We start from the raw sequence: 19,587 nt of genomic DNA on the forward strand, positions 1-19,587 counted from the left end.
AACCCGCGCAGTGGCGCGGGTTTTTAGTCTTACTGGTGACGATTCAACGCTGAATTTCGCCCGCCAGTCTACCGCGCACAGTGAATGCGTTTAGTAGTAGTAGACCGGTGAAACGAATGGTGCGAATCATGAATCGTGCTCCGTTAAATTCAATATGCTTTTAGTGGTACTGGATACGGCTGTTCATGTCAACCCCTGAGGATGAAAACGGGCCCGAATGACGGAATTTACAGTATATTCGCTTTAGCTAATTGTGCTGGTTTTAGCTTACGTAGCCCGATAAATTGTCTAATTTCGGACTTAATAAAAGAATTGCAGAAACAAATAAATATAATTGTTTAAAATGAGTAAAATGTGTTGAAGAAGATGCTTTGTGCTTAAAGAGTTTGGATATCATTAAGTTATAAATACAGTGAATCTATTCCAGTACGCTGAAAAACGAAAGGAGATATCAGGTTGTTAACTAACTGTAGGTCGATAGCACTAATAGTTTAATAATGCTTAAGTCAACATTAACCTGATGGTAATTGTATATTTGTTTGGTTTATGGTTTCATTCAGAGCCTAAAGTCAAACATATCATTTGCGCTCATTAGTTTTCGTTTATATAGAGTCTTTATATATTCTGAATTTTAAATAATTCTCTTTCGCCGATCGTATTTGCATGATAAATCATATTTTTCGAGATTATTACCGTATGATGGCAAAGGGAGTGTAGCGTGACAGTGGAGTCAGAAGTGCCAGAAAATAATATTAAACAACCTCAAGCTACTGATGGGATTAAACCGCAGTTACGCACGGTGGATCTTAATCTTCTGACGGTGTTTGATGCTGTCATGCAGGAACAGAATATCACCCGAGCGGCCCAAACGTTGGGGATGTCACAACCTGCCGTGAGTAATGCCGTTTCCAGACTTAAAGTCATGTTTAACGACGAATTATTTGTTCGATACGGGAGAGGGATCCAGCCGACGGCGCGCGCATTTCAGCTGTTTGGCTCCATTCGCCAGGCGTTGCAACTGGTTCAAAATGAGCTGCCGGGTTCGGGCTTTGAACCCTTAAGCAGTGAGCGCGTATTCCATCTTTGTGTCTGTAGCCCATTAGATAATTATCTAACGTCGATTATATATAATAAAGTTGAAGAGATCGCACCAAATATCAATCTTATTTTTAAATCATCTCTGAATCAAAACACAGAACATCAGTTGCGCTATCAGGAGATCGAATTTGTTCTGGGATATGAAGAGTTCCGTCGTCCGGAATTTTCCTGCGTGCCGCTGTTTAAAGATGAAATGGTTCTGGTCGCCAGTAAAAAGCATCCACGCATGAATTCTCCGCTGCGAGAAAACGATGTTTATAACGAGCAGCACGCCGTTGTGGCACTCGACAGATATGCGTCCTTTAGCCTGCCGTGGTATGACACTGCGGATAAGCAGGCGAGCGTGGCTTATCAGGGCATGGCCATGGTCAGCGTATTAAACGTGGTATCCCAGACGCAGCTGGTGGCGATTGCGCCGCGCTGGCTGGCAGAAGAGTTTTCTGACCCTTTAAATCTGCAAGTTTTGCCTCTGCCGCTCAAGCTAAATAGCCGTACCTGTTATCTTTCCTGGCATGAAGCAGCGGGCCGGGATAAAGGACATCAGTGGATGGAAGAGTTGCTGGTTGGTATCTGCCGCCGGTAAACGCATCAGGATAAATCGCATGGGTTTATGTGATTTATCCTGATTTTTTTTAGATAATTGCTATTTTGTTCTGCGATGCTTTTTTTCGGGCTGCTCTGCGGCACGCAAAAATAGATGATTTCCTGCATTGTCGCGCTTTCCAGCGATGATTTATCACACCGTCCTCTATTCCCAGAGGAATTAACTATATCTTCAGTTAACGGCTGCTTTTTCTGCTTTACGCACCGTTTATCTCCCCGGGTTTGCTAATTGCCTGCCTCATAACGAGCGGTTAAGGTAAAGAACACTCTGCAAAATATAAGATTGGTTTATCCCAATCGTAAGACGGTGCGGAAATGAATTCGGCAGTCCGTCTATAACAAAATGCCTGGAGGCAAAGCATGGAGATGTTGTCTGGCGCGGAAATGGTCGTTCGGTCACTGATCGATCAGGGCGTAAAGCAAGTGTTCGGCTACCCTGGCGGTGCGGTCCTCGATATTTATGATGCGCTGCATACGGTTGGGGGCATTGACCATGTTCTTGTACGTCACGAGCAGGCGGCGGTACACATGGCTGACGGCCTGGCACGCGCGACGGGTGAAGTAGGCGTGGTGTTAGTCACGTCAGGCCCCGGTGCGACAAACGCCATTACCGGCATTGCGACAGCCTATATGGACTCCATCCCGCTGGTGATCCTCTCCGGGCAGGTGGCAACCTCACTGATTGGCTACGATGCGTTTCAGGAGTGCGACATGGTTGGGATTTCACGTCCCGTTGTGAAGCACAGCTTCCTGGTCAAGCAAACAGAAGACATTCCCGCCGTACTGAAAAAAGCCTTCTGGCTGGCAGCAAGCGGGCGCCCGGGACCGGTGGTGGTCGATCTGCCTAAAGATATCCTCAACCCGGCAAACAAGCTGCCGTACGTCTGGCCGGACTCGGTGAGCATGCGTTCTTACAATCCGACAACGCAGGGGCATAAAGGACAGATCAAGCGGGCATTGCAAACGCTTCTGGCAGCCAAAAAACCGGTGGTCTATGTCGGTGGTGGGGCGATTAACTCTGCCTGTGAAGCCCAGCTTTGCGAGCTGGTTGAAAAACTCAACCTTCCCGTTGCGTCGTCGCTGATGGGTCTGGGGGCGTTTCCTGCCAGCCATCGTCAGGCGCTGGGGATGCTGGGCATGCACGGTACCTATGAAGCTAACATGACGATGCACCATTCCGATGTGATCTTTGCCGTCGGCGTGCGGTTTGACGATCGCACCACCAACAACCTGGCGAAGTATTGCCCGAACGCCACCGTGCTGCACATTGATATCGATCCGACATCCATTTCAAAAACGGTGTCGGCTGATGTGCCTATCGTCGGCGATGCCCGTCAGGTTCTGGAGCAAATGCTGGATCTGCTGGCCCAGGAGAGCGCCACCCAGCCGCTGGATGAGATCCGCGACTGGTGGCAGCAGATTGAACATTGGCGGGCGCGTCAGTGCCTGAAATATGACACGCAAAGTGAAAACATTAAGCCGCAGGCGGTCATTGAAGCGGTGTGGCGACTGACGAAAGGTGAGGCTTACGTGACCTCAGACGTGGGGCAGCACCAGATGTTTGCCGCCCTGTATTACCCGTTTGATAAACCGCGACACTGGATCAACTCCGGTGGTTTAGGAACCATGGGCTTTGGTCTGCCTGCCGCGCTGGGCGTGAAGCTGGCGCTGCCGAATGAAACCGTCGTCTGCGTGACGGGGGACGGCAGTATTCAGATGAACATTCAGGAGCTGTCTACCGCGCTGCAGTATGAGCTGCCGGTTCTCGTGCTGAACCTGAATAACGGCTACCTCGGTATGGTGAAGCAGTGGCAGGATATGATCTACTCTGGCCGTCATTCGCAGTCATATATGCAATCGCTGCCGGATTTTGTTCGTCTTGCTGAAGCTTATGGCCATGTTGGGATGCGAGTGACCGATCCGGCCGAGCTGGAGACGAAGCTTGCACAAGCGCTTGAGCACGTTAAAAACAACCGCCTCGTCTTTATGGATGTGATTGTTGATGGAACCGAGCACGTTTATCCGATGCATATTCGTGGTGGTGGTATGGATGAAATGTGGTTAAGCAAAACGGAGAGAACCTGATATGCGCCGGATATTATCTGTTTTACTGGAAAACGAGTCTGGCGCACTGTCGCGCGTCATTGGCCTTTTTGCGCAGCGCGGCTATAACATTGAAAGCCTGACCGTTGCCCCGACGGAAGACCCGACGCTGTCGCGCATGACGATCCAAACCGTCGGCGATGCCAAAGTGCTTGAGCAAATTGAAAAACAGCTGCACAAGCTGGTCGACGTACTTCGCGTGAGCGAGCTGGGGCAGGGGGCCTACGTTGAACGTGAGGTCATGCTGGTGAAAATCCAGGCCAGTGGCTACGGGCGTGATGAAGTCAAACGCAATGCGGATATTTTCCGCGGACAGATTATCGACGTCACGCCTTCTCTTTATACGGTTCAGCTGGTCGGGACAAGCGACAAGCTGGATGCTTTCCTGGCGTCCGTGCGGGACGTCGCAAAAATTGTCGAGGTGGCGAGATCGGGTGTAGTGGGTCTGTCACGCGGCGAGAAGATCATGCGTTAGTTGTCAAAAAGGTTCGCCTCTTTCTGCCCGGTCACCAAAGCCGGGCTTTTTTTTGCGTAATCAGCCGACAACGCAGATAAAAGCGGTTGCCGCGAAGGCTTTTCTGCGTTTAGATGTTAAAAGATTTAACCATAACCTTGACAGGGCCATGGACTCTTTTCTTTTTTTAAGGGGCAATTGTGAAACTGGATGAAATCGCCCGGCTAGCCGGCGTGTCACGAACAACGGCCAGCTATGTGATTAACGGTAAAGCAAAGCAGTACCGTGTCAGCGACAAGACCGTTGAAAAAGTTATGGCGGTGGTTCGTGAGCATAACTACCATCCGAATGCTGTCGCAGCCGGTCTGCGTGCCGGGCGTACCCGCTCTATTGGTCTGGTTATCCCTGACCTGGAAAACACCAGCTATACCCGTATCGCCAACTATCTTGAACGTCAGGCGCGCCAGCGCGGCTATCAATTGCTGATTGCGTGCTCGGAAGATCAGCCTGACAACGAGATGCGCTGCATTGAGCACCTTCTCCAGCGCCAGGTGGATGCCATCATCGTGTCGACCTCCTTGCCGCCAGAGCATCCGTTCTACCAGCGCTGGGCGAACGACCCGTTCCCAATCGTTGCGCTGGATCGCGCGCTCGATCGCGAACATTTCACCAGCGTCGTCGGTGCGGATCAGGATGATGCCGAAATGCTGGCCGCAGAGCTGAGAACATTCCCCGCTGAAACGGTGCTGTATCTTGGCGCGTTGCCCGAGCTTTCCGTGAGCTTTCTGCGTGAGCAGGGGTTCAGAACTGCCTGGAAGGACGATCCGCGCGAGGTTCACTACCTTTATGCCAACAGCTACGAGCGTGAAGCCGCCGCGCAGCTGTTCGAGAAATGGCTGGAAACGCATCCGATGCCTCAGGCGTTGTTCACCACGTCGTTCGCACTGTTGCAGGGGGTCATGGATGTGACCTTACGCCGTGAAGGTAAGCTGCCCTCCGACCTGGCGATAGCCACGTTCGGGGATAACGAGCTGCTCGACTTCCTCCAGTGCCCGGTGCTGGCGGTAGCACAGCGTCACCGCGATGTGGCTGAACGCGTGCTTGAGATTGTGCTTGCAAGCCTGGATGAGCCGCGCAAGCCGAAGCCGGGCCTGACGCGTATCAAACGTAATCTCTACCATCGCGGAATTTTAAGCCGCCAAAAATGAAATGACTGGGGTGGAGAAATCTGCCCCATTTTGTTGCGATAATTCGTGCAGATAATTCCCGGAGAGAAATTAGGATAATTCTTGAGGGATCCTTATCACCTATTTTCTTAATTCATTCTACCTTTTAAATTGTCCTTTTAAAGAAAGCCCTGGCGATTTTAAACGGCATTCTTTGTATTATTTTGTTACAAACCCTCGTCGGCCGATGAATATTCAGACGTTTTTCCTCCTCCTTTGCCAGCTAACGTGGCAACCGCCGCGGTTACCGGGGGCCTGGGTGCATCTGGCGCTGTTATCCCCTGAGAATCTGTCATAAAATGCTGCCCGCGTCGCAAACTGACACTTTATATTTATCTGCGATGATATTGAGTGAGCTTTAACGCTAGTGTGCATATTCGGTTTTTTTCTTACAAATATTCATAACGTTAATTTTGCCTCGCCAGTTGTGCAGTTATTAACCAGGACTGTTTATCTCTGTAAATAGAGGGCTTTCGAGTCCTTATAGGGAGAGTCCCGGCTTGACAAGCTTTTCCCTCGCTCCGTAAACTCCTTTAGGTGGGAATTTGTGGGTTAAAGTGGTGAGGAGGGGTGAGACTGGCATGTTCCGTGGAGCTACGTTAGTCAATCTCGACAGCAAAGGGCGTTTATCGGTTCCAACCCGATACCGCGACCAGCTGATTGAGAACGCTGCGGGTCAAATGGTTTGCACCATTGACATTAACTCCCCCTGCCTGCTGCTTTACCCCTTGCCTGAATGGGAAATTATTGAGCAAAAGCTGTCGCGACTGTCGAGCATGAACCCGCAGGAACGTCGCGTACAGCGGCTTTTATTGGGACATGCCAGTGAATGTCAGATGGATAACGCAGGGCGATTACTGATTGCCCCTGTGTTGCGGCAACATGCCGGTCTGACCAAAGAAGTGATGCTGGTCGGTCAGTTCAACAAGTTTGAACTGTGGGATGAAACGACCTGGTATCAACAGGTCAAGGAAGATATCGACGCTGAGCAGTCTGATTCCGCGACATTATCGGAACGGCTGCAGGACTTGTCTCTATAAATATGATGGAAAATTATAAACATAAAACGGTGTTACTGGACGAGGCCGTTAACGGCCTGAATATTCGTCCGGATGGCATCTACATTGATGGCACGTTTGGTCGCGGTGGTCACTCGCGTTTGATTCTCTCCCAGCTTGGAGAGGAAGGACGTCTGTTGGCAATCGATCGCGATCCGCAGGCTATTGCCGTTGCACAGACCATCAATGACCCACGCTTTTCCATCGTGCATGGACCTTTCTCTGCGCTCGCGGATTATGTCGCTGAGCGCGGCCTGACGGGCAAGATCGACGGGATTCTTCTCGATCTTGGCGTCTCTTCACCCCAACTTGATGACGCTGAACGTGGTTTCTCCTTTATGCGTGATGGTCCGCTGGATATGCGAATGGACCCGACGCGTGGTCAGTCTGCCGCTGAGTGGTTACAGACCGCTGACGAAGCCGATATTGCATGGGTCATCAAAACGTTCGGCGAGGAGCGCTTTGGCAAACGTATTGCGCGCGCCATCGTTGAGCGCAATCGCATTGAGCCCATGACCCGCACTAAAGAGTTGGCCGAAGTTATCGCGGCGGCGACACCGGTGAAAGATAAGCACAAACATCCCGCGACCCGTACCTTCCAGGCGGTTCGCATCTGGGTAAACAGTGAACTGGAGGAAATAGAGCTGGCGCTAAAAAGCTCGCTAGACGTGCTGGCCCCGGGTGGGCGGTTATCCATCATCAGCTTCCATTCGCTGGAAGACCGTATTGTGAAACGCTTTATGCGTGAACAAAGCCGCGGTCCTCAGGTGCCAGCGGGGCTGCCGATGACGGAAGAACAACTCAGGAAGCTGGGTGGCCGTCAGTTGCGAGCATTAGGCAAGTTGATGCCGGGCGAAGAAGAAGTGGCAGAGAATCCACGCGCCCGTAGTTCAGTGCTGCGTGTTGCAGAGAGGACGAACGCATGATCGGCAGAGTGACAGAGACCCTAAGCAAAGTTAAGGATTCGTTAGGAAGCAACGAGCGCCATGCCTTGCCTGGCGTGATCGGCGACGATCTTTTGCGGTTTGGGAAACTGCCACTCTGTCTGTTCATTTGCATCATTGTCACGGCAGTTACGGTGGTGACCACCGCCCACCATACACGTTTATTGACTGCGCAACGCGAGCAGATGGTACTGGAACGCGATGCGCTGGATATTGAATGGCGAAATCTGATCCTTGAAGAAAACGCGCTCGGCGATCACAGCCGGGTTGAACGGATCGCAACGGAAAAGCTGCAGCTGCAGCATGTTGATCCTTCGCAGGAAAATATCGTAGTACAAAAATAAGGGAAAACGCGACGCATGAAAGCAGCGGCAAAAACGCTAAAACCAAAACGTCAGGAAGAACAGGCCAACTTTATCAGTTGGCGTTTTGCGTTGCTTTGCGGCTGCATTTTACTCGCTCTGGGTTTTCTGCTGGGACGCGTGGCCTGGCTGCAAATCGTCGCCCCTGACATGCTGGTACGCCAGGGCGATATGCGCTCTCTGCGAGTCCAGGAGGTGTCGACCTCCCGCGGGATGATCACCGACCGCTCGGGTCGTCCGCTGGCGGTGAGCGTGCCGGTGAAAGCGATCTGGGCCGATCCGAAAGAACTGCATGATGCTGGCGGGATCACGCTTGATAACCGCTGGAAGGCCCTTGCAGACGCCCTGAAGATGCCTCTGGACCAGTTAGCTTCACGCGTGAATACCAACCCGAGAGGGCGGTTTATTTATCTGGCGCGTCAGGTGAACCCTGACATGGCTGACTACATCAAAAAACTGAAGCTGCCGGGGATCCATCTGCGTGAAGAGTCCCGTCGTTACTATCCATCCGGCGAAGTAACTGCTCACCTCATTGGCTTTACTAACGTTGATAGCCAGGGGATTGAAGGCGTTGAAAAAAGCTTTGATAAATGGCTCACCGGTCAGCCGGGCGAGCGCATTGTGCGTAAAGACCGCTATGGTCGCGTAATTGAAGATATTTCCTCAACGGACAGCCAGGCCGCACACAACCTTGCGCTGAGTATCGATGAGCGGCTACAGGCGCTGGTTTACCGCGAGCTGAACAATGCCGTGGCCTTTAACAAAGCGGAATCGGGCAGTGCCGTGTTAGTTGATGTCAACACGGGTGAAGTGCTGGCGATGGCCAATAGCCCGTCCTACAACCCTAACAATCTCACCGGTACGCAAAAGGATGTTATGCGTAACCGTACCATCACCGACGTGTTCGAGCCGGGCTCGACCGTTAAGCCGATGGTGGTCATGACTGCACTTCAGCGCGGTATCGTCAATGAAAACACCGTACTGAATACCATTCCATATCGAATTAACGGCCACGAAATCAAAGACGTGGCGCGCTACAGCGAATTGACCCTGACCGGGGTGTTACAGAAGTCGAGTAACGTCGGTGTTTCAAAGCTGGCGTTAGCGATGCCGTCCTCAGCGTTAGTAGAGACTTACTCACGTTTTGGGCTTGGAAAGGCGACCAATTTGGGGTTGGTCGGAGAACGCAGTGGCTTATATCCTCAAAAACAACGGTGGTCTGACATAGAGAGGGCCACCTTCTCTTTCGGCTACGGGCTAATGGTGACACCGTTACAGTTAGCGCGAGTCTACGCAACGATCGGCAGCTATGGCGTTTATCGTCCGCTGTCGATTACCAAAGTTGATCCACCGGTTCCCGGCGAGCGTATCTTCCCGGAATCAACCGTCCGTACTGTTGTTCATATGATGGAAAGCGTGGCGCTGCCGGGCGGCGGCGGCGTGAAGGCGGCGATTAAAGGCTATCGTATCGCCATTAAAACCGGTACAGCGAAAAAAGTAGGGCCGGACGGCCGCTATATCAACAAATACATTGCCTATACCGCAGGCGTTGCGCCTGCAAGCAATCCGCGTTTTGCGCTGGTGGTCGTGATAAACGATCCACAGGCGGGTAAATACTACGGCGGCGCCGTCTCCGCGCCTGTGTTCGGGGCCATCATGGGCGGCGTGTTACGCACCATGAACATTGAACCGGATGCGCTGGCGACGGGCGAAAAAAGTGAATTTGTAATTAATCAAGGCGAGGGTACAGGTGGCAGATCGTAATTTGCGCGACCTTCTCGCTCCGTGGGTGCCAAATGCACCGGAGCGAGCACTGCGAGAGATGGTACTGGACAGCCGCGTGGCTGCTTCTGGCGATCTTTTTGTGGCGGTGGTCGGTCATCAGGCGGACGGGCGTCGTTATATCCCGCAGGCGATTGCGCAAGGTGTGGCTGCCATTATTGCTGAGGCTAAAGATGAGGCAACCGACGGTGAGATCCGTGAAATGCACGGGGTGCCGGTTATCTATCTCAGCCAGTTAAACGAGCGTCTTTCCGCGCTGGCGGGACGTTTTTATCACGAACCTTCCGATCGGCTGCGTCTGGTTGGCGTAACGGGTACCAACGGAAAAACTACCACCACGCAGCTGATGGCGCAGTGGGCTCAGCTACTGGGTGAAACCGGCGCGGTGATGGGGACCGTGGGTAACGGTCTGCTGGGCAAAGTGAGCCCGACGGAAAACACCACCGGCTCCGCGGTTGACGTACAGCACGTGCTTGCCGGTCTGGCAGGGCAGGGCGCAACCTTTGCGGCGATGGAAGTCTCTTCGCACGGTCTGGTACAGCACCGCGTCGCGGCGCTGAAATTTGCCGCTTCAGTGTTTACCAATTTGAGCCGCGATCATCTTGATTATCATGGTGATATGGAGCACTACGAAGCTGCGAAATGGCTGCTCTATTCCACTCACCACTGTGGTCAGGCGATCATCAATGCCGACGATGAAGTTGGCCGCCGCTGGCTGGCGAAGCTGCCGGATGCGGTTGCCGTATCGATGGAAGACCATATCAATCCGAACTGCCACGGCCGCTGGCTGAAGGCGGTTGAGGTGAAATATCACGACAGCGGGGCGACCATCCGCTTTGCCTCTTCCTGGGGTGAAGGCGAAATTGAAAGCCGCCTGATGGGCGCGTTTAACGTCAGCAACCTGCTGCTGGCGCTGGCAACGCTGCTGGCGCTGGGTTACCCGATGGCTGAACTGCTGAAAACCGCCGCGCGTCTGCAGCCGGTTTGTGGCCGTATGGAAGTGTTTAGCGCGCCCGGTAAACCGACCGTAGTGGTTGATTATGCCCACACGCCAGACGCGCTGGAAAAAGCGCTGGAAGCGGCGCGCCTGCATTGTACCGGTAAGCTCTGGTGCGTGTTTGGCTGCGGCGGCGATCGTGACAAAGGCAAACGTCCGCTGATGGGCGCTATTGCGGAACAGTTCGCAGATATTCCGGTTGTCACCGATGACAACCCGCGTACGGAAGAGCCGCGCGCCATCATTAATGACATTCTGGCGGGCATGCTGGATGCGGGTCGCGCGCGCGTCGTGGAAGGCCGCGCGGAAGCCGTAACGAACACCATCATGCAGGCACAGGAGAATGATGTTGTTCTGCTGGCGGGTAAAGGCCATGAAGATTATCAGATCGTTGGCAACCGCCGTCTGGATTACTCGGATCGCGTAACGGCAGCTCGCCTGCTGGGAGTCGTCGCATGATTAGCCTCTCGTTAAGCAAGGCCGCTTCGGTACTGCACGGTGAACTTCACGGGCAAGACCTGACCATTGATGCCGTAACGACGGACACCCGCAAAATCACTGCAGGCTGTCTGTTCGTGGCGCTGAAAGGCGAGCGTTTTGACGCGCATGATTTTGCCGGGCAGGCCAAAGAGAACGGCGCCGGTGCGCTGCTGGTCAGCCGCAAGCTTGATATCGATCTGCCGCAGGTTGTGGTGAAAGATACGCGTCTCGCGTTCGGTGAGTTGGCTGCCTGGGTTCGTCAGCAGGTGCCGGCTCGCGTCGTCGCGCTGACCGGATCATCAGGCAAAACGTCAGTGAAAGAGATGACGGCGGCGATCCTCAGCCAGTGCGGCAACACGCTTTATACCGCGGGCAACCTCAATAATGACATCGGCGTGCCGATGACATTACTTCGCCTGACCAAAGAGCACGATTATGCGGTGATCGAGTTAGGTGCAAATCACCAGGGTGAAATCGCCTGGACCGTGAGCCTGACTCGTCCGGAAGCGGCGCTGGTGAATAACCTCGCGGCTGCGCACCTGGAAGGCTTTGGATCGCTGGAAGGCGTGGCGAAAGCGAAAGGCGAGATTTATACCGGCCTGCCGGAAAACGGTATCGCTATTCTGAACGCCGATAACAACGACTGGCTAAACTGGCAGAGCATCATTGGGGCGCGTAAAACCTGGCGCTTCTCGCCAAATGCGGCCAACAGTGATTTTACGGCGACCAATATCCATGTGACGTCGCACGGCACCGAGTTCACCCTCACGACCCCAACGGGTGGCGTGGAGGTGCTGCTGCCGCTGCCGGGTCGCCATAACATCGCCAATGTCCTTGCGGCGGCGGCGCTGTCAACGGCGGTGGGCGCTTCACATGAGGCGATCAAAGCCGGGCTGGCGAACCTGAAAGCCGTGCCGGGTCGTCTGTTCCCAATCCAGCTGGCGGAAAACAAACTGCTGCTGGATGACTCCTATAACGCGAACGTTGGCTCGATGACGGCGGCGGTGCAGGTGTTATCTGAAATGCCGGGCTACCGCATCATGGTGGTTGGCGATATGGCAGAGCTTGGCGACGAAAGCGAAGCCTGTCATACCCAGGTCGGTGAAGCGGCGAAAGCGGCGGGGCTGGACTGCGTGCTGAGCGCAGGAAAACTGAGCCAGGCGATTAGCCAGGCCAGCGGCGTTGGCGAGCATTTTGCTGAAAAAACCGCGTTGATTGAGCGCCTTAAGGCGTTGATTGCAGAAAAACAAATTGTGACTGTGTTAGTTAAAGGTTCACGTAGTGCCGCCATGGAAGAGGTTGTGCACGCATTACAGGAGAACGGGACATGTTAGTTTGGCTGGCCGAACATTTGGTCAAATATTACTCAGGCTTTAACGTCTTTTCATATCTGACGTTTCGCGCCATCGTCAGCCTGCTGACTGCGTTGTTCATCTCTTTGTGGATGGGCCCGCGCATGATTGCCCGTCTGCAAAAACTCTCTTTCGGCCAGGTTGTGCGTAACGACGGTCCGGAATCGCACTTCAGCAAGCGCGGTACCCCGACCATGGGCGGGATCATGATCCTGACTGCCATCGTTGTTTCCGTACTGCTGTGGGCGTACCCGTCCAACCCGTATGTCTGGTGTGTGCTGACGGTACTGGTGGGTTACGGGATCATCGGTTTTGTTGATGATTATCGCAAAGTCGTCCGCAAAGATACTAAGGGCCTGATCGCGCGCTGGAAATATTTCTGGATGTCGGTGATCGCGCTGGGCGTAGCCTTCGCGCTGTATCTGGCCGGAAAAGACACGCCTGCCACCGAGCTGGTCGTGCCGTTCTTTAAGGACGTGATGCCGCAGCTGGGGCTGTTCTACATCCTGTTGGCCTACTTTGTGATTGTCGGTACCGGCAACGCCGTTAACCTGACCGACGGTCTGGATGGCCTGGCCATTATGCCAACCGTCTTTGTGGCCGCCGGTTTTGCGCTGGTGGCGTGGGCGACCGGTAACATGAACTTTGCGAACTACCTGCACATCCCTTATCTGCGCCACGCGGGCGAACTGGTGATCGTCTGTACGGCGATTGTCGGCGCGGGGCTGGGCTTCCTGTGGTTCAACACCTATCCGGCGCAGGTCTTTATGGGTGACGTCGGTTCTCTGGCTTTGGGCGGTGCGCTCGGCATTATCGCCGTACTGCTGCGTCAGGAGTTCCTGCTGGTGATCATGGGCGGCGTTTTTGTGGTTGAAACTCTGTCGGTGATTTTGCAAGTCGGTTCCTTCAAGCTGCGCGGTCAGCGCATCTTCCGTATGGCGCCGATTCACCACCACTATGAACTGAAAGGCTGGCCGGAGCCGCGCGTGATTGTGCGCTTCTGGATTATTTCGCTGATGCTGGTGCTGATTGGCCTGGCAACGCTGAAGGTACGTTAATCATGGCAGATTACCAGGGCAAAAAAGTCGTTATCATCGGGTTGGGCCTAACGGGGCTCTCCTGCGTGGACTTTTTCCTCGCACGCGGCGTGACGCCACGCGTGATGGATACGCGTGTCTCTCCGCCGGGTCTGGACAAACTGCCGGAACAGGTTGAACGCCACCTTGGTGGTCTGAATGATGACTGGCTGCTGGCAGCCGATCTGATTGTCGCCAGCCCGGGTATGGCGCTGGCGCACCCTTCTCTGAGCGCTGCCGCGGATGCGGGCGTTGAGATTGTCGGCGATATCGAGCTGTTCTGCCGCGAAGCGCAGGCGCCCGTTATCGCTATTACCGGTTCTAACGGTAAAAGCACCGTCACCACCCTGGTGGGGGAAATGGCGAAAGCGGCGGGCATGAACGTCGGCGTTGGCGGTAACATTGGTTTACCCGCTCTGATGCTGCTGGGCAAAGACTGCGAGCTGTATGTTCTCGAGCTTTCCAGCTTCCAGCTGGAAACTACCTCCAGCCTGCATGCTGCGGCTGCGACGATCCTCAACGTGACAGAAGATCATATGGACAGGTATCCATTTGGTCTGCAGCAGTATCGTGCCGCCAAGCTCCGCGTTTATGAAAATGCCAAAGTCTGCGTTGTTAACGCCGATGATGCGCTGACCATGCCGGTGCGTGGCGCAGACGATCGCTGTATTAGCTTCGGTATTACGATGGGTGATTACCACCTGAACCGCCAGCTGGGCGAAACATGGCTGCGCGTTAAGGGTGAGAAAGTGCTGAACGTGAAAGAGATGAAGCTCTCTGGTCAGCACAACTATACCAATGCCCTGGCGGCGCTGGCGCTGGCGGATGCAGTAGGGCTGCCGCGCTCCTCCAGCCTGAAAGCATTAACCACGTTTTCTGGTCTGGCACACCGTTTCCAGCTGGCGCTGGAGCACAACGGGGTACGCTGGATCAACGACTCCAAAGCCACCAACGTGGGAAGCACGGAGGCCGCGCTTAACGGCCTGCACGTTGACGGCACCCTGCATTTACTGCTGGGCGGCGACGGTAAATCAGCTGATTTCTCCTCCCTGAAGCCGTATCTCGGCGGAGATAACATTCGCTTGTACTGCTTCGGCCGTGACGGCAGCGAGCTGGCTGAACTGCGCCCTGAAGTTGCTGAGCAAACCGAAACGATGGAACAGGCAATGCGGCTCATTGCCCCTCGCGTGAAGCCAGGCGATATGGTGCTGCTCTCTCCGGCCTGTGCCAGCCTCGATCAATTCAAGAATTTCGAACAGCGTGGTGATGTCTTTACCCGCCTGGCGAAGGAGTTAGGCTGATGCGTTTATCTCTCCCTCGCCTGAAAATGCCGCGCCTGCCAGGATTTGGGATCCTGGCATGGCTGTTTGCGGCGCTCAAAGGCTGGGTGATGGGCTCTCGTCAAAAAGATAACGACAGCCTGATCATGTACGACCGCACGCTGTTCTGGCTCACGATGGGGCTGGCGGCGGTAGGCTTTATTATGGTCACGTCAGCTTCAATGCCCGTCGGGCAGCGTCTGGCGAACGATCCTTTCCTGTTTGCCAAACGCGATGGTCTGTACATTATCCTGGCGTTCTGTCTGTCGCTGGTGACCTTGCGTCTGCCGATGGAGTTCTGGCAGCGGCACAGCACGGCGATGCTGATCGCCTCAATTATTATGCTGCTGATCGTACTGGTGGTGGGGAGCTCTGTTAACGGGGCATCGCGCTGGATCGCCTTTGGCCCGCTGCGCATTCAGCCTGCGGAATTTACCAAGCTCTCCCTGTTCTGCTACCTGGCAAACTACCTGGTGCGTAAGGTAGATGAAGTGCGTAACAACCTGCGCGGCTTCTTAAAACCGATGGGCGTGATTCTGGTGCTGGCGGTATTACTGCTGGCGCAGCCTGACCTTGGTACCGTGGTGGTACTGTTTGTAACCACGCTGGCGATGCTGTTCCTGGCGGGCGCGAAGCTGTGGCAGTTCATCGCTATCATCGGGATGGGGATTTCGGCGGTTGTGCTGCTGATCCTCGCCGAGCCTTACCGTATTCGCCGCGTGACCTCGTTCTGGAACCCGTGGGAAGATCCGTTCGGCAGCGGTTATCAGCTGACGCAGTCGCTGATGGCCTTTGGTCGCGGTGAAGTCTGGGGACAGGGGCTGGGTAACTCGGTACAGAAACTTGAGTATTTACCGGAAGCGCATACTGACTTCATCTTCTCCATTATTGCGGAAGAACTGGGTTATATCGGTGTGGTGTTAGCGCTATTAATGGTATTCTTCGTCGCTTTCCGTGCTATGTCCATCGGCAGGAAAGCGCTGGAGATCGATCACCGCTTCTCAGGCTTCTTGGCCTGTTCAATTGGTATTTGGTTTAGCTTCCAGGCATTGGTTAACGTCGGGGCCGCAGCGGGTATGCTGCCGACCAAAGGTCTGACGTTGCCGTTGATCAGTTATGGTGGTTCCAGTCTGTTGATTATGTCGACGGCCATCATGCTGTTGTTGCGCATAGATTATGAAACGCGTCTGGAAAAAGCCCAGGCGTTTACACGAGGTTCACGATGAATCAACCGAAGCGGTTAATGGTGATGGCAGGCGGTACCGGCGGACACGTGTTCCCGGGACTGGCGGTTGCACACCATTTAATGGATCAGGGCTGGCAGGTACGCTGGCTGGGAACCGCAGACCGCATGGAGGCCGACCTGGTACCGAAACACGGTATTGAGATCGACTTTATTCGTATTTCCGGCCTTCGGGGTAAAGGCCTCAAGGCAATGCTGCTGGCACCGGTGCGCATTTTTAACGCCTGGCGTCAGGCGCGCACCATCATGAAGCGCTTTAAGCCAGATGTGGTGCTGGGCATGGGCGGCTATGTTTCTGGTCCTGGTGGGCTGGCGGCGTGGTCGTTAGGCATTCCCGTTGTGCTGCATGAACAGAACGGTATTGCCGGTCTGACCAACAAGTGGCTGGCGAAAATCGCCACCAAAGTCATGCAGGCGTTTCCTGGCGCGTTCCCGAAAGCGGACGTGGTAGGTAACCCGGTTCGTGTCGACGTGCTGGCGCTCCCGCTGCCGGACGCTCGTCTGGCGGGCCGTGAAGGGCCGGTTCGTGTACTTGTCGTCGGTGGCTCTCAGGGCGCGCGCATTTTAAACCAGACGATGCCGCAGGTTGCCGCAAAGCTGGGGGATACCGTGACGATCTGGCACCAAAGCGGAAAAGGCGCTCAGCAGACCGTTGAGCAAGCTTATGCAGATGAAGGCCAGCCGCAGCATAAAGTCACAGAGTTTATCGACGACATGGCGGCAGCGTATGCCTGGGCCGATGTCGTGGTCTGTCGTTCAGGCGCGCTGACGGTGAGCGAGATCGCCGCCGCCGGTCTGCCGGCCCTGTTTGTGCCGTTCCAGCACAAAGACCGACAGCAGTACTGGAATGCGCTGCCGCTTGAGAAAGCAGGTGCCGCGAAGATATTTGAGCAGCCACAATTTACCGCCGACGCGGTCGCCACCACCCTGGCGGGCTGGAACAGAGACGCACTGCTGGAGATGGCGCAACGCGCGCGCGCGGCCGCCATCCCTGATGCGACGGAACGGGTGGCAAAAGAAGTGAGCCTGGCAGCCCAGGCTTAACCCTCGCAGCGCGTGTTGCGCTGCACGAATTTTAAGTAGTCGATGGCGTTTAGAGAATGAATACACAACAACTGGCAAAACTGCGTTCAATCGTGCCCGAGATGCGTCGCGTCCGGCACATTCACTTTGTTGGCATCGGTGGTGCTGGCATGGGCGGTATTGCCGAAGTGTTAGCTAACGAAGGCTATCAGATCAGCGGGTCTGACCTGGCGCCAAACCCTGTTACGCAGCAGCTGGCGTCGCTTGGGGCGACTATCTATTTCAACCATCGTCCGGAAAACGTGCGCGATGCGAGCGTGGTGGTAGTCTCAAGCGCCATCTCCTCTGACAACCCGGAGATCGTTGCCGCGCATGAAGCGCGCATTCCTGTGATCCGCCGTGCAGAAATGCTGGCGGAACTGATGCGTTTCCGTCACGGCATCGCCATTGCCGGGACCCACGGTAAAACAACAACCACGGCGATGGTTTCCAGTATTTATGCGGAAGCGGGCCTCGACCCGACGTTCGTCAACGGTGGTCTGGTTAAAGCCGCAGGCGTACATGCGCGTCTGGGCCACAGTCGTTATCTGATTGCCGAAGCGGATGAGAGCGACGCGTCGTTCCTGCACCTGCAGCCGATGGTGGCGATCGTCACTAACATCGAAGCTGACCATATGGATACCTACCATGGTGACTTCGAGAACTTAAAGCAGACCTTCATCAACTTCCTGCACAACCTGCCGTTCTATGGACGCGCGGTGATGTGCGTAGACGATCCGGTTATCCGCGAGCTGCTGCCTCGCGTGGGTCGTCAAATCACTACTTACGGCTTCAGCGAAGACGCTGACGTTCGCGTGGAAGAGTACAAACAGATTGGTGCGCAGGGGCATTTCACGCTGGCGCGTCAGGACAAAGAACTGCTGCACGTCACGCTGAATGCGCCAGGGCGCCATAACGCCCTCAATGCCGCAGCGGCAGTGGCCGTCGCGACGGAAGAAGGCATTGATGATGATGCGATCCTGCGCGCGCTGGAAAGCTTCCAGGGCACCGGCCGTCGCTTCGATTTCCTCGGTGAATTCCCACTGGACGCCGTGAACGGTAAAGCCGGAACAGCTATGCTGGTGGACGACTATGGCCACCATCCGACCGAAGTGGACGCCACTATTAAAGCCGCACGTGCAGGCTGGCCTGACAAAAATCTGGTGATGGTCTTCCAGCCGCACCGTTTCACGCGTACGCGCGATCTGTACGACGATTTCGCCAGCGTCCTGTCACAGGTCGATACTCTGTTAATGCTGGATGTTTATTCAGCGGGCGAAACTCCGATTCCGGGCGCAGACAGTCGTTCTCTGTGTCGTACCATCCGTGGACGCGGTAAAGTTGACCCTATTCTGGTTTCTGACCCTGCACAGGTAGCGGAAATTCTGGCTCCGGTCCTGACAGGTAACGATTTGATTCTGATTCAGGGCGCGGGAAATATCGGCAAAATCGCCCGTACCTTAGCTGAAATCAAACTGAAGCCGCAAACTCAGGAGGATGAGCATCATGGCTGATAAGATTGCTGTCCTGTCTGGCGGCACTTCCGCCGAGCGCGAGGTTTCCCTCAATTCCGGCGCGGCTGTGCTGGCGGGCCTGCGTGAAGGGGGCGTCAATGCGCACCTGGTTGACCCAAAAGAGGTCGACGTGACGCAATTAAAAGCCATGGGCTTCGATAAAGTCTTTATCGCTTTGCATGGTCGCGGCGGTGAAGATGGTACCCTGCAGGGGCTTCTGGATCTGATCGGCCTGCCGTACACCGGCAGCGGCGTGATGGCTTCCGCTATCTCTATGGATAAACTGCGCAGCAAGCTGCTGTGGCAGGGCGCAGGGTTACCCGTTGCGCCATGGGTTGCGCTGACGCGACGCGAATTTGAATTGGGCCTGTCGGATAGCGTTAATGCACGCATTGCTGAACTGGGCTTACCGGTTATTGTAAAGCCCAGCCGGGAGGGCTCCAGCGTGGGAATGTCCAAAGTCGACAAAGCTGACGATTTAGCGTCCGCTTTAGCGCTGGCATTTCAACATGATGATGAAGTTCTGGTAGAAAAATGGCTTAGCGGGCCGGAATTTACCGTCGCGATGCTTGGCGAAGAAATTTTACCGTCAATCCGCATCCAACCCGCTGGAGTCTTCTATGATTATGAGGCGAAGTATCTCTCTGATGAGACGCAATATTTCTGCCCAAGTGGTCTTGAAGCTGAGCGTGAAGCCGATTTACAGTCTCTGGTGCTTAAAGCCTGGCATATTCTGGGTTGCCAGGGCTGGGGACGCATCGACGTGATGCAGGACCGAGATGGACAATTTTATCTGCTGGAAGCCAATACCTCTCCGGGAATGACCAGCCACAGCCTTGTGCCGATGGCCGCGCGTCAGGCGGGGATGAGCTTCTCGCAGTTAGTCGTACGCATTCTGGACCAGGCGGGCTGAT

At 54.7% G+C, this 19,587-nt stretch carries 17 protein-coding genes; 16 read left to right on the forward strand and 1 reads right to left on the reverse strand.

What is annotated here, in order from left to right; all coding sequences use genetic code 11:
- Positions 1-43: 43 nt before the first annotated feature.
- On the reverse strand, positions 44-130 hold the full coding sequence (gene leuL, locus V1587_RS06110) for a leu operon leader peptide (protein ID WP_071787438.1): 87 nt from the start codon (positions 128-130) through the stop codon (positions 44-46).
- Between the two features lie 588 nt (positions 131-718).
- Here leuL and leuO point away from each other — a divergent pair.
- From leuO to V1587_RS06190, 16 genes are all read left to right on the forward strand, one after another.
- A complete protein-coding gene (gene leuO / locus V1587_RS06115) occupies positions 719-1,681 on the forward strand; it encodes a transcriptional regulator LeuO (RefSeq protein ID WP_371899283.1) in 963 nt (320 codons plus the stop codon).
- A gap of 380 nt (positions 1,682-2,061) precedes the next feature.
- Positions 2,062-3,786: an acetolactate synthase 3 large subunit gene (gene ilvI / locus V1587_RS06120; RefSeq protein ID WP_395314534.1), complete on the forward strand. Its 1,725-nt coding sequence runs from the start codon at positions 2,062-2,064 to the stop codon at positions 3,784-3,786.
- A gap of 1 nt (position 3,787) precedes the next feature.
- Positions 3,788-4,279 (forward strand): acetolactate synthase small subunit, encoded by a 492-nt coding sequence (gene ilvN / locus V1587_RS06125; RefSeq protein WP_023310389.1) that lies wholly within the window; start codon positions 3,788-3,790, stop codon positions 4,277-4,279.
- 179 nt (positions 4,280-4,458) lie between these two features.
- Positions 4,459-5,466: a catabolite repressor/activator gene (gene cra, locus V1587_RS06130; RefSeq protein ID WP_008501993.1), complete on the forward strand. Its 1,008-nt coding sequence runs from the start codon at positions 4,459-4,461 to the stop codon at positions 5,464-5,466.
- A gap of 599 nt (positions 5,467-6,065) precedes the next feature.
- Positions 6,066-6,524, forward strand: a complete 459-nt coding sequence (mraZ, locus tag V1587_RS06135) for a division/cell wall cluster transcriptional repressor MraZ (protein ID WP_021240528.1) — start codon at positions 6,066-6,068, stop codon at positions 6,522-6,524.
- 2 nt (positions 6,525-6,526) lie between these two features.
- On the forward strand, positions 6,527-7,468 hold the full coding sequence (gene rsmH / locus V1587_RS06140) for a 16S rRNA (cytosine(1402)-N(4))-methyltransferase RsmH (protein WP_021240527.1): 942 nt from the start codon (positions 6,527-6,529) through the stop codon (positions 7,466-7,468).
- Positions 7,465-7,830 (forward strand): cell division protein FtsL, encoded by a 366-nt coding sequence (gene ftsL / locus V1587_RS06145; protein ID WP_008501989.1) that lies wholly within the window; start codon positions 7,465-7,467, stop codon positions 7,828-7,830. The genes rsmH and ftsL overlap by 4 nt, the downstream gene beginning before the upstream one ends.
- A gap of 15 nt (positions 7,831-7,845) precedes the next feature.
- Positions 7,846-9,612, forward strand: coding sequence for a peptidoglycan glycosyltransferase FtsI (locus tag V1587_RS06150; RefSeq protein ID WP_029741225.1), 1,767 nt, complete (start codon positions 7,846-7,848; stop codon positions 9,610-9,612).
- Positions 9,599-11,086 carry a UDP-N-acetylmuramoyl-L-alanyl-D-glutamate--2,6-diaminopimelate ligase gene (murE, locus tag V1587_RS06155; RefSeq protein ID WP_371899281.1) on the forward strand — a complete coding sequence of 496 codons (1,488 nt, stop codon included), beginning with the start codon at positions 9,599-9,601 and terminating at the stop codon, positions 11,084-11,086. The genes V1587_RS06150 and murE overlap by 14 nt, the downstream gene beginning before the upstream one ends.
- Entirely contained in the window at positions 11,083-12,441 is a 1,359-nt protein-coding gene (gene murF / locus V1587_RS06160; protein WP_371899280.1) for a UDP-N-acetylmuramoyl-tripeptide--D-alanyl-D-alanine ligase, read from the forward strand. Before murE ends, murF begins: the two co-directional genes overlap by 4 nt.
- Positions 12,435-13,517 (forward strand): phospho-N-acetylmuramoyl-pentapeptide-transferase, encoded by a 1,083-nt coding sequence (gene mraY / locus V1587_RS06165; RefSeq protein WP_008501985.1) that lies wholly within the window; start codon positions 12,435-12,437, stop codon positions 13,515-13,517. The genes murF and mraY overlap by 7 nt, the downstream gene beginning before the upstream one ends.
- 2 nt (positions 13,518-13,519) lie before the next feature.
- A complete protein-coding gene (gene murD, locus V1587_RS06170) occupies positions 13,520-14,836 on the forward strand; it encodes a UDP-N-acetylmuramoyl-L-alanine--D-glutamate ligase (RefSeq protein WP_371899279.1) in 1,317 nt (438 codons plus the stop codon).
- Positions 14,836-16,080 (forward strand): cell division protein FtsW, encoded by a 1,245-nt coding sequence (gene ftsW, locus V1587_RS06175; protein WP_014068899.1) that lies wholly within the window; start codon positions 14,836-14,838, stop codon positions 16,078-16,080. Before murD ends, ftsW begins: the two co-directional genes overlap by 1 nt.
- Positions 16,077-17,141 carry an undecaprenyldiphospho-muramoylpentapeptide beta-N-acetylglucosaminyltransferase gene (gene murG / locus V1587_RS06180; protein ID WP_239631911.1) on the forward strand — a complete coding sequence of 355 codons (1,065 nt, stop codon included), beginning with the start codon at positions 16,077-16,079 and terminating at the stop codon, positions 17,139-17,141. The genes ftsW and murG overlap by 4 nt, the downstream gene beginning before the upstream one ends.
- Positions 17,142-17,197: 56 nt before the next feature.
- Positions 17,198-18,673, forward strand: a complete 1,476-nt coding sequence (murC, locus tag V1587_RS06185; protein ID WP_371899278.1) for a UDP-N-acetylmuramate--L-alanine ligase — start codon at positions 17,198-17,200, stop codon at positions 18,671-18,673.
- Entirely contained in the window at positions 18,666-19,586 is a 921-nt protein-coding gene (locus V1587_RS06190; RefSeq protein ID WP_371899277.1) for a D-alanine--D-alanine ligase, read from the forward strand. The genes murC and V1587_RS06190 overlap by 8 nt, the downstream gene beginning before the upstream one ends.
- The last annotated feature ends 1 nt before the right edge of the window (position 19,587 follow it).

It is taken from the genome of Enterobacter sp. ECC-249 (assembly GCF_043965265.1).
Classification (GTDB): domain Bacteria; phylum Pseudomonadota; class Gammaproteobacteria; order Enterobacterales; family Enterobacteriaceae; genus Enterobacter; species Enterobacter quasiroggenkampii.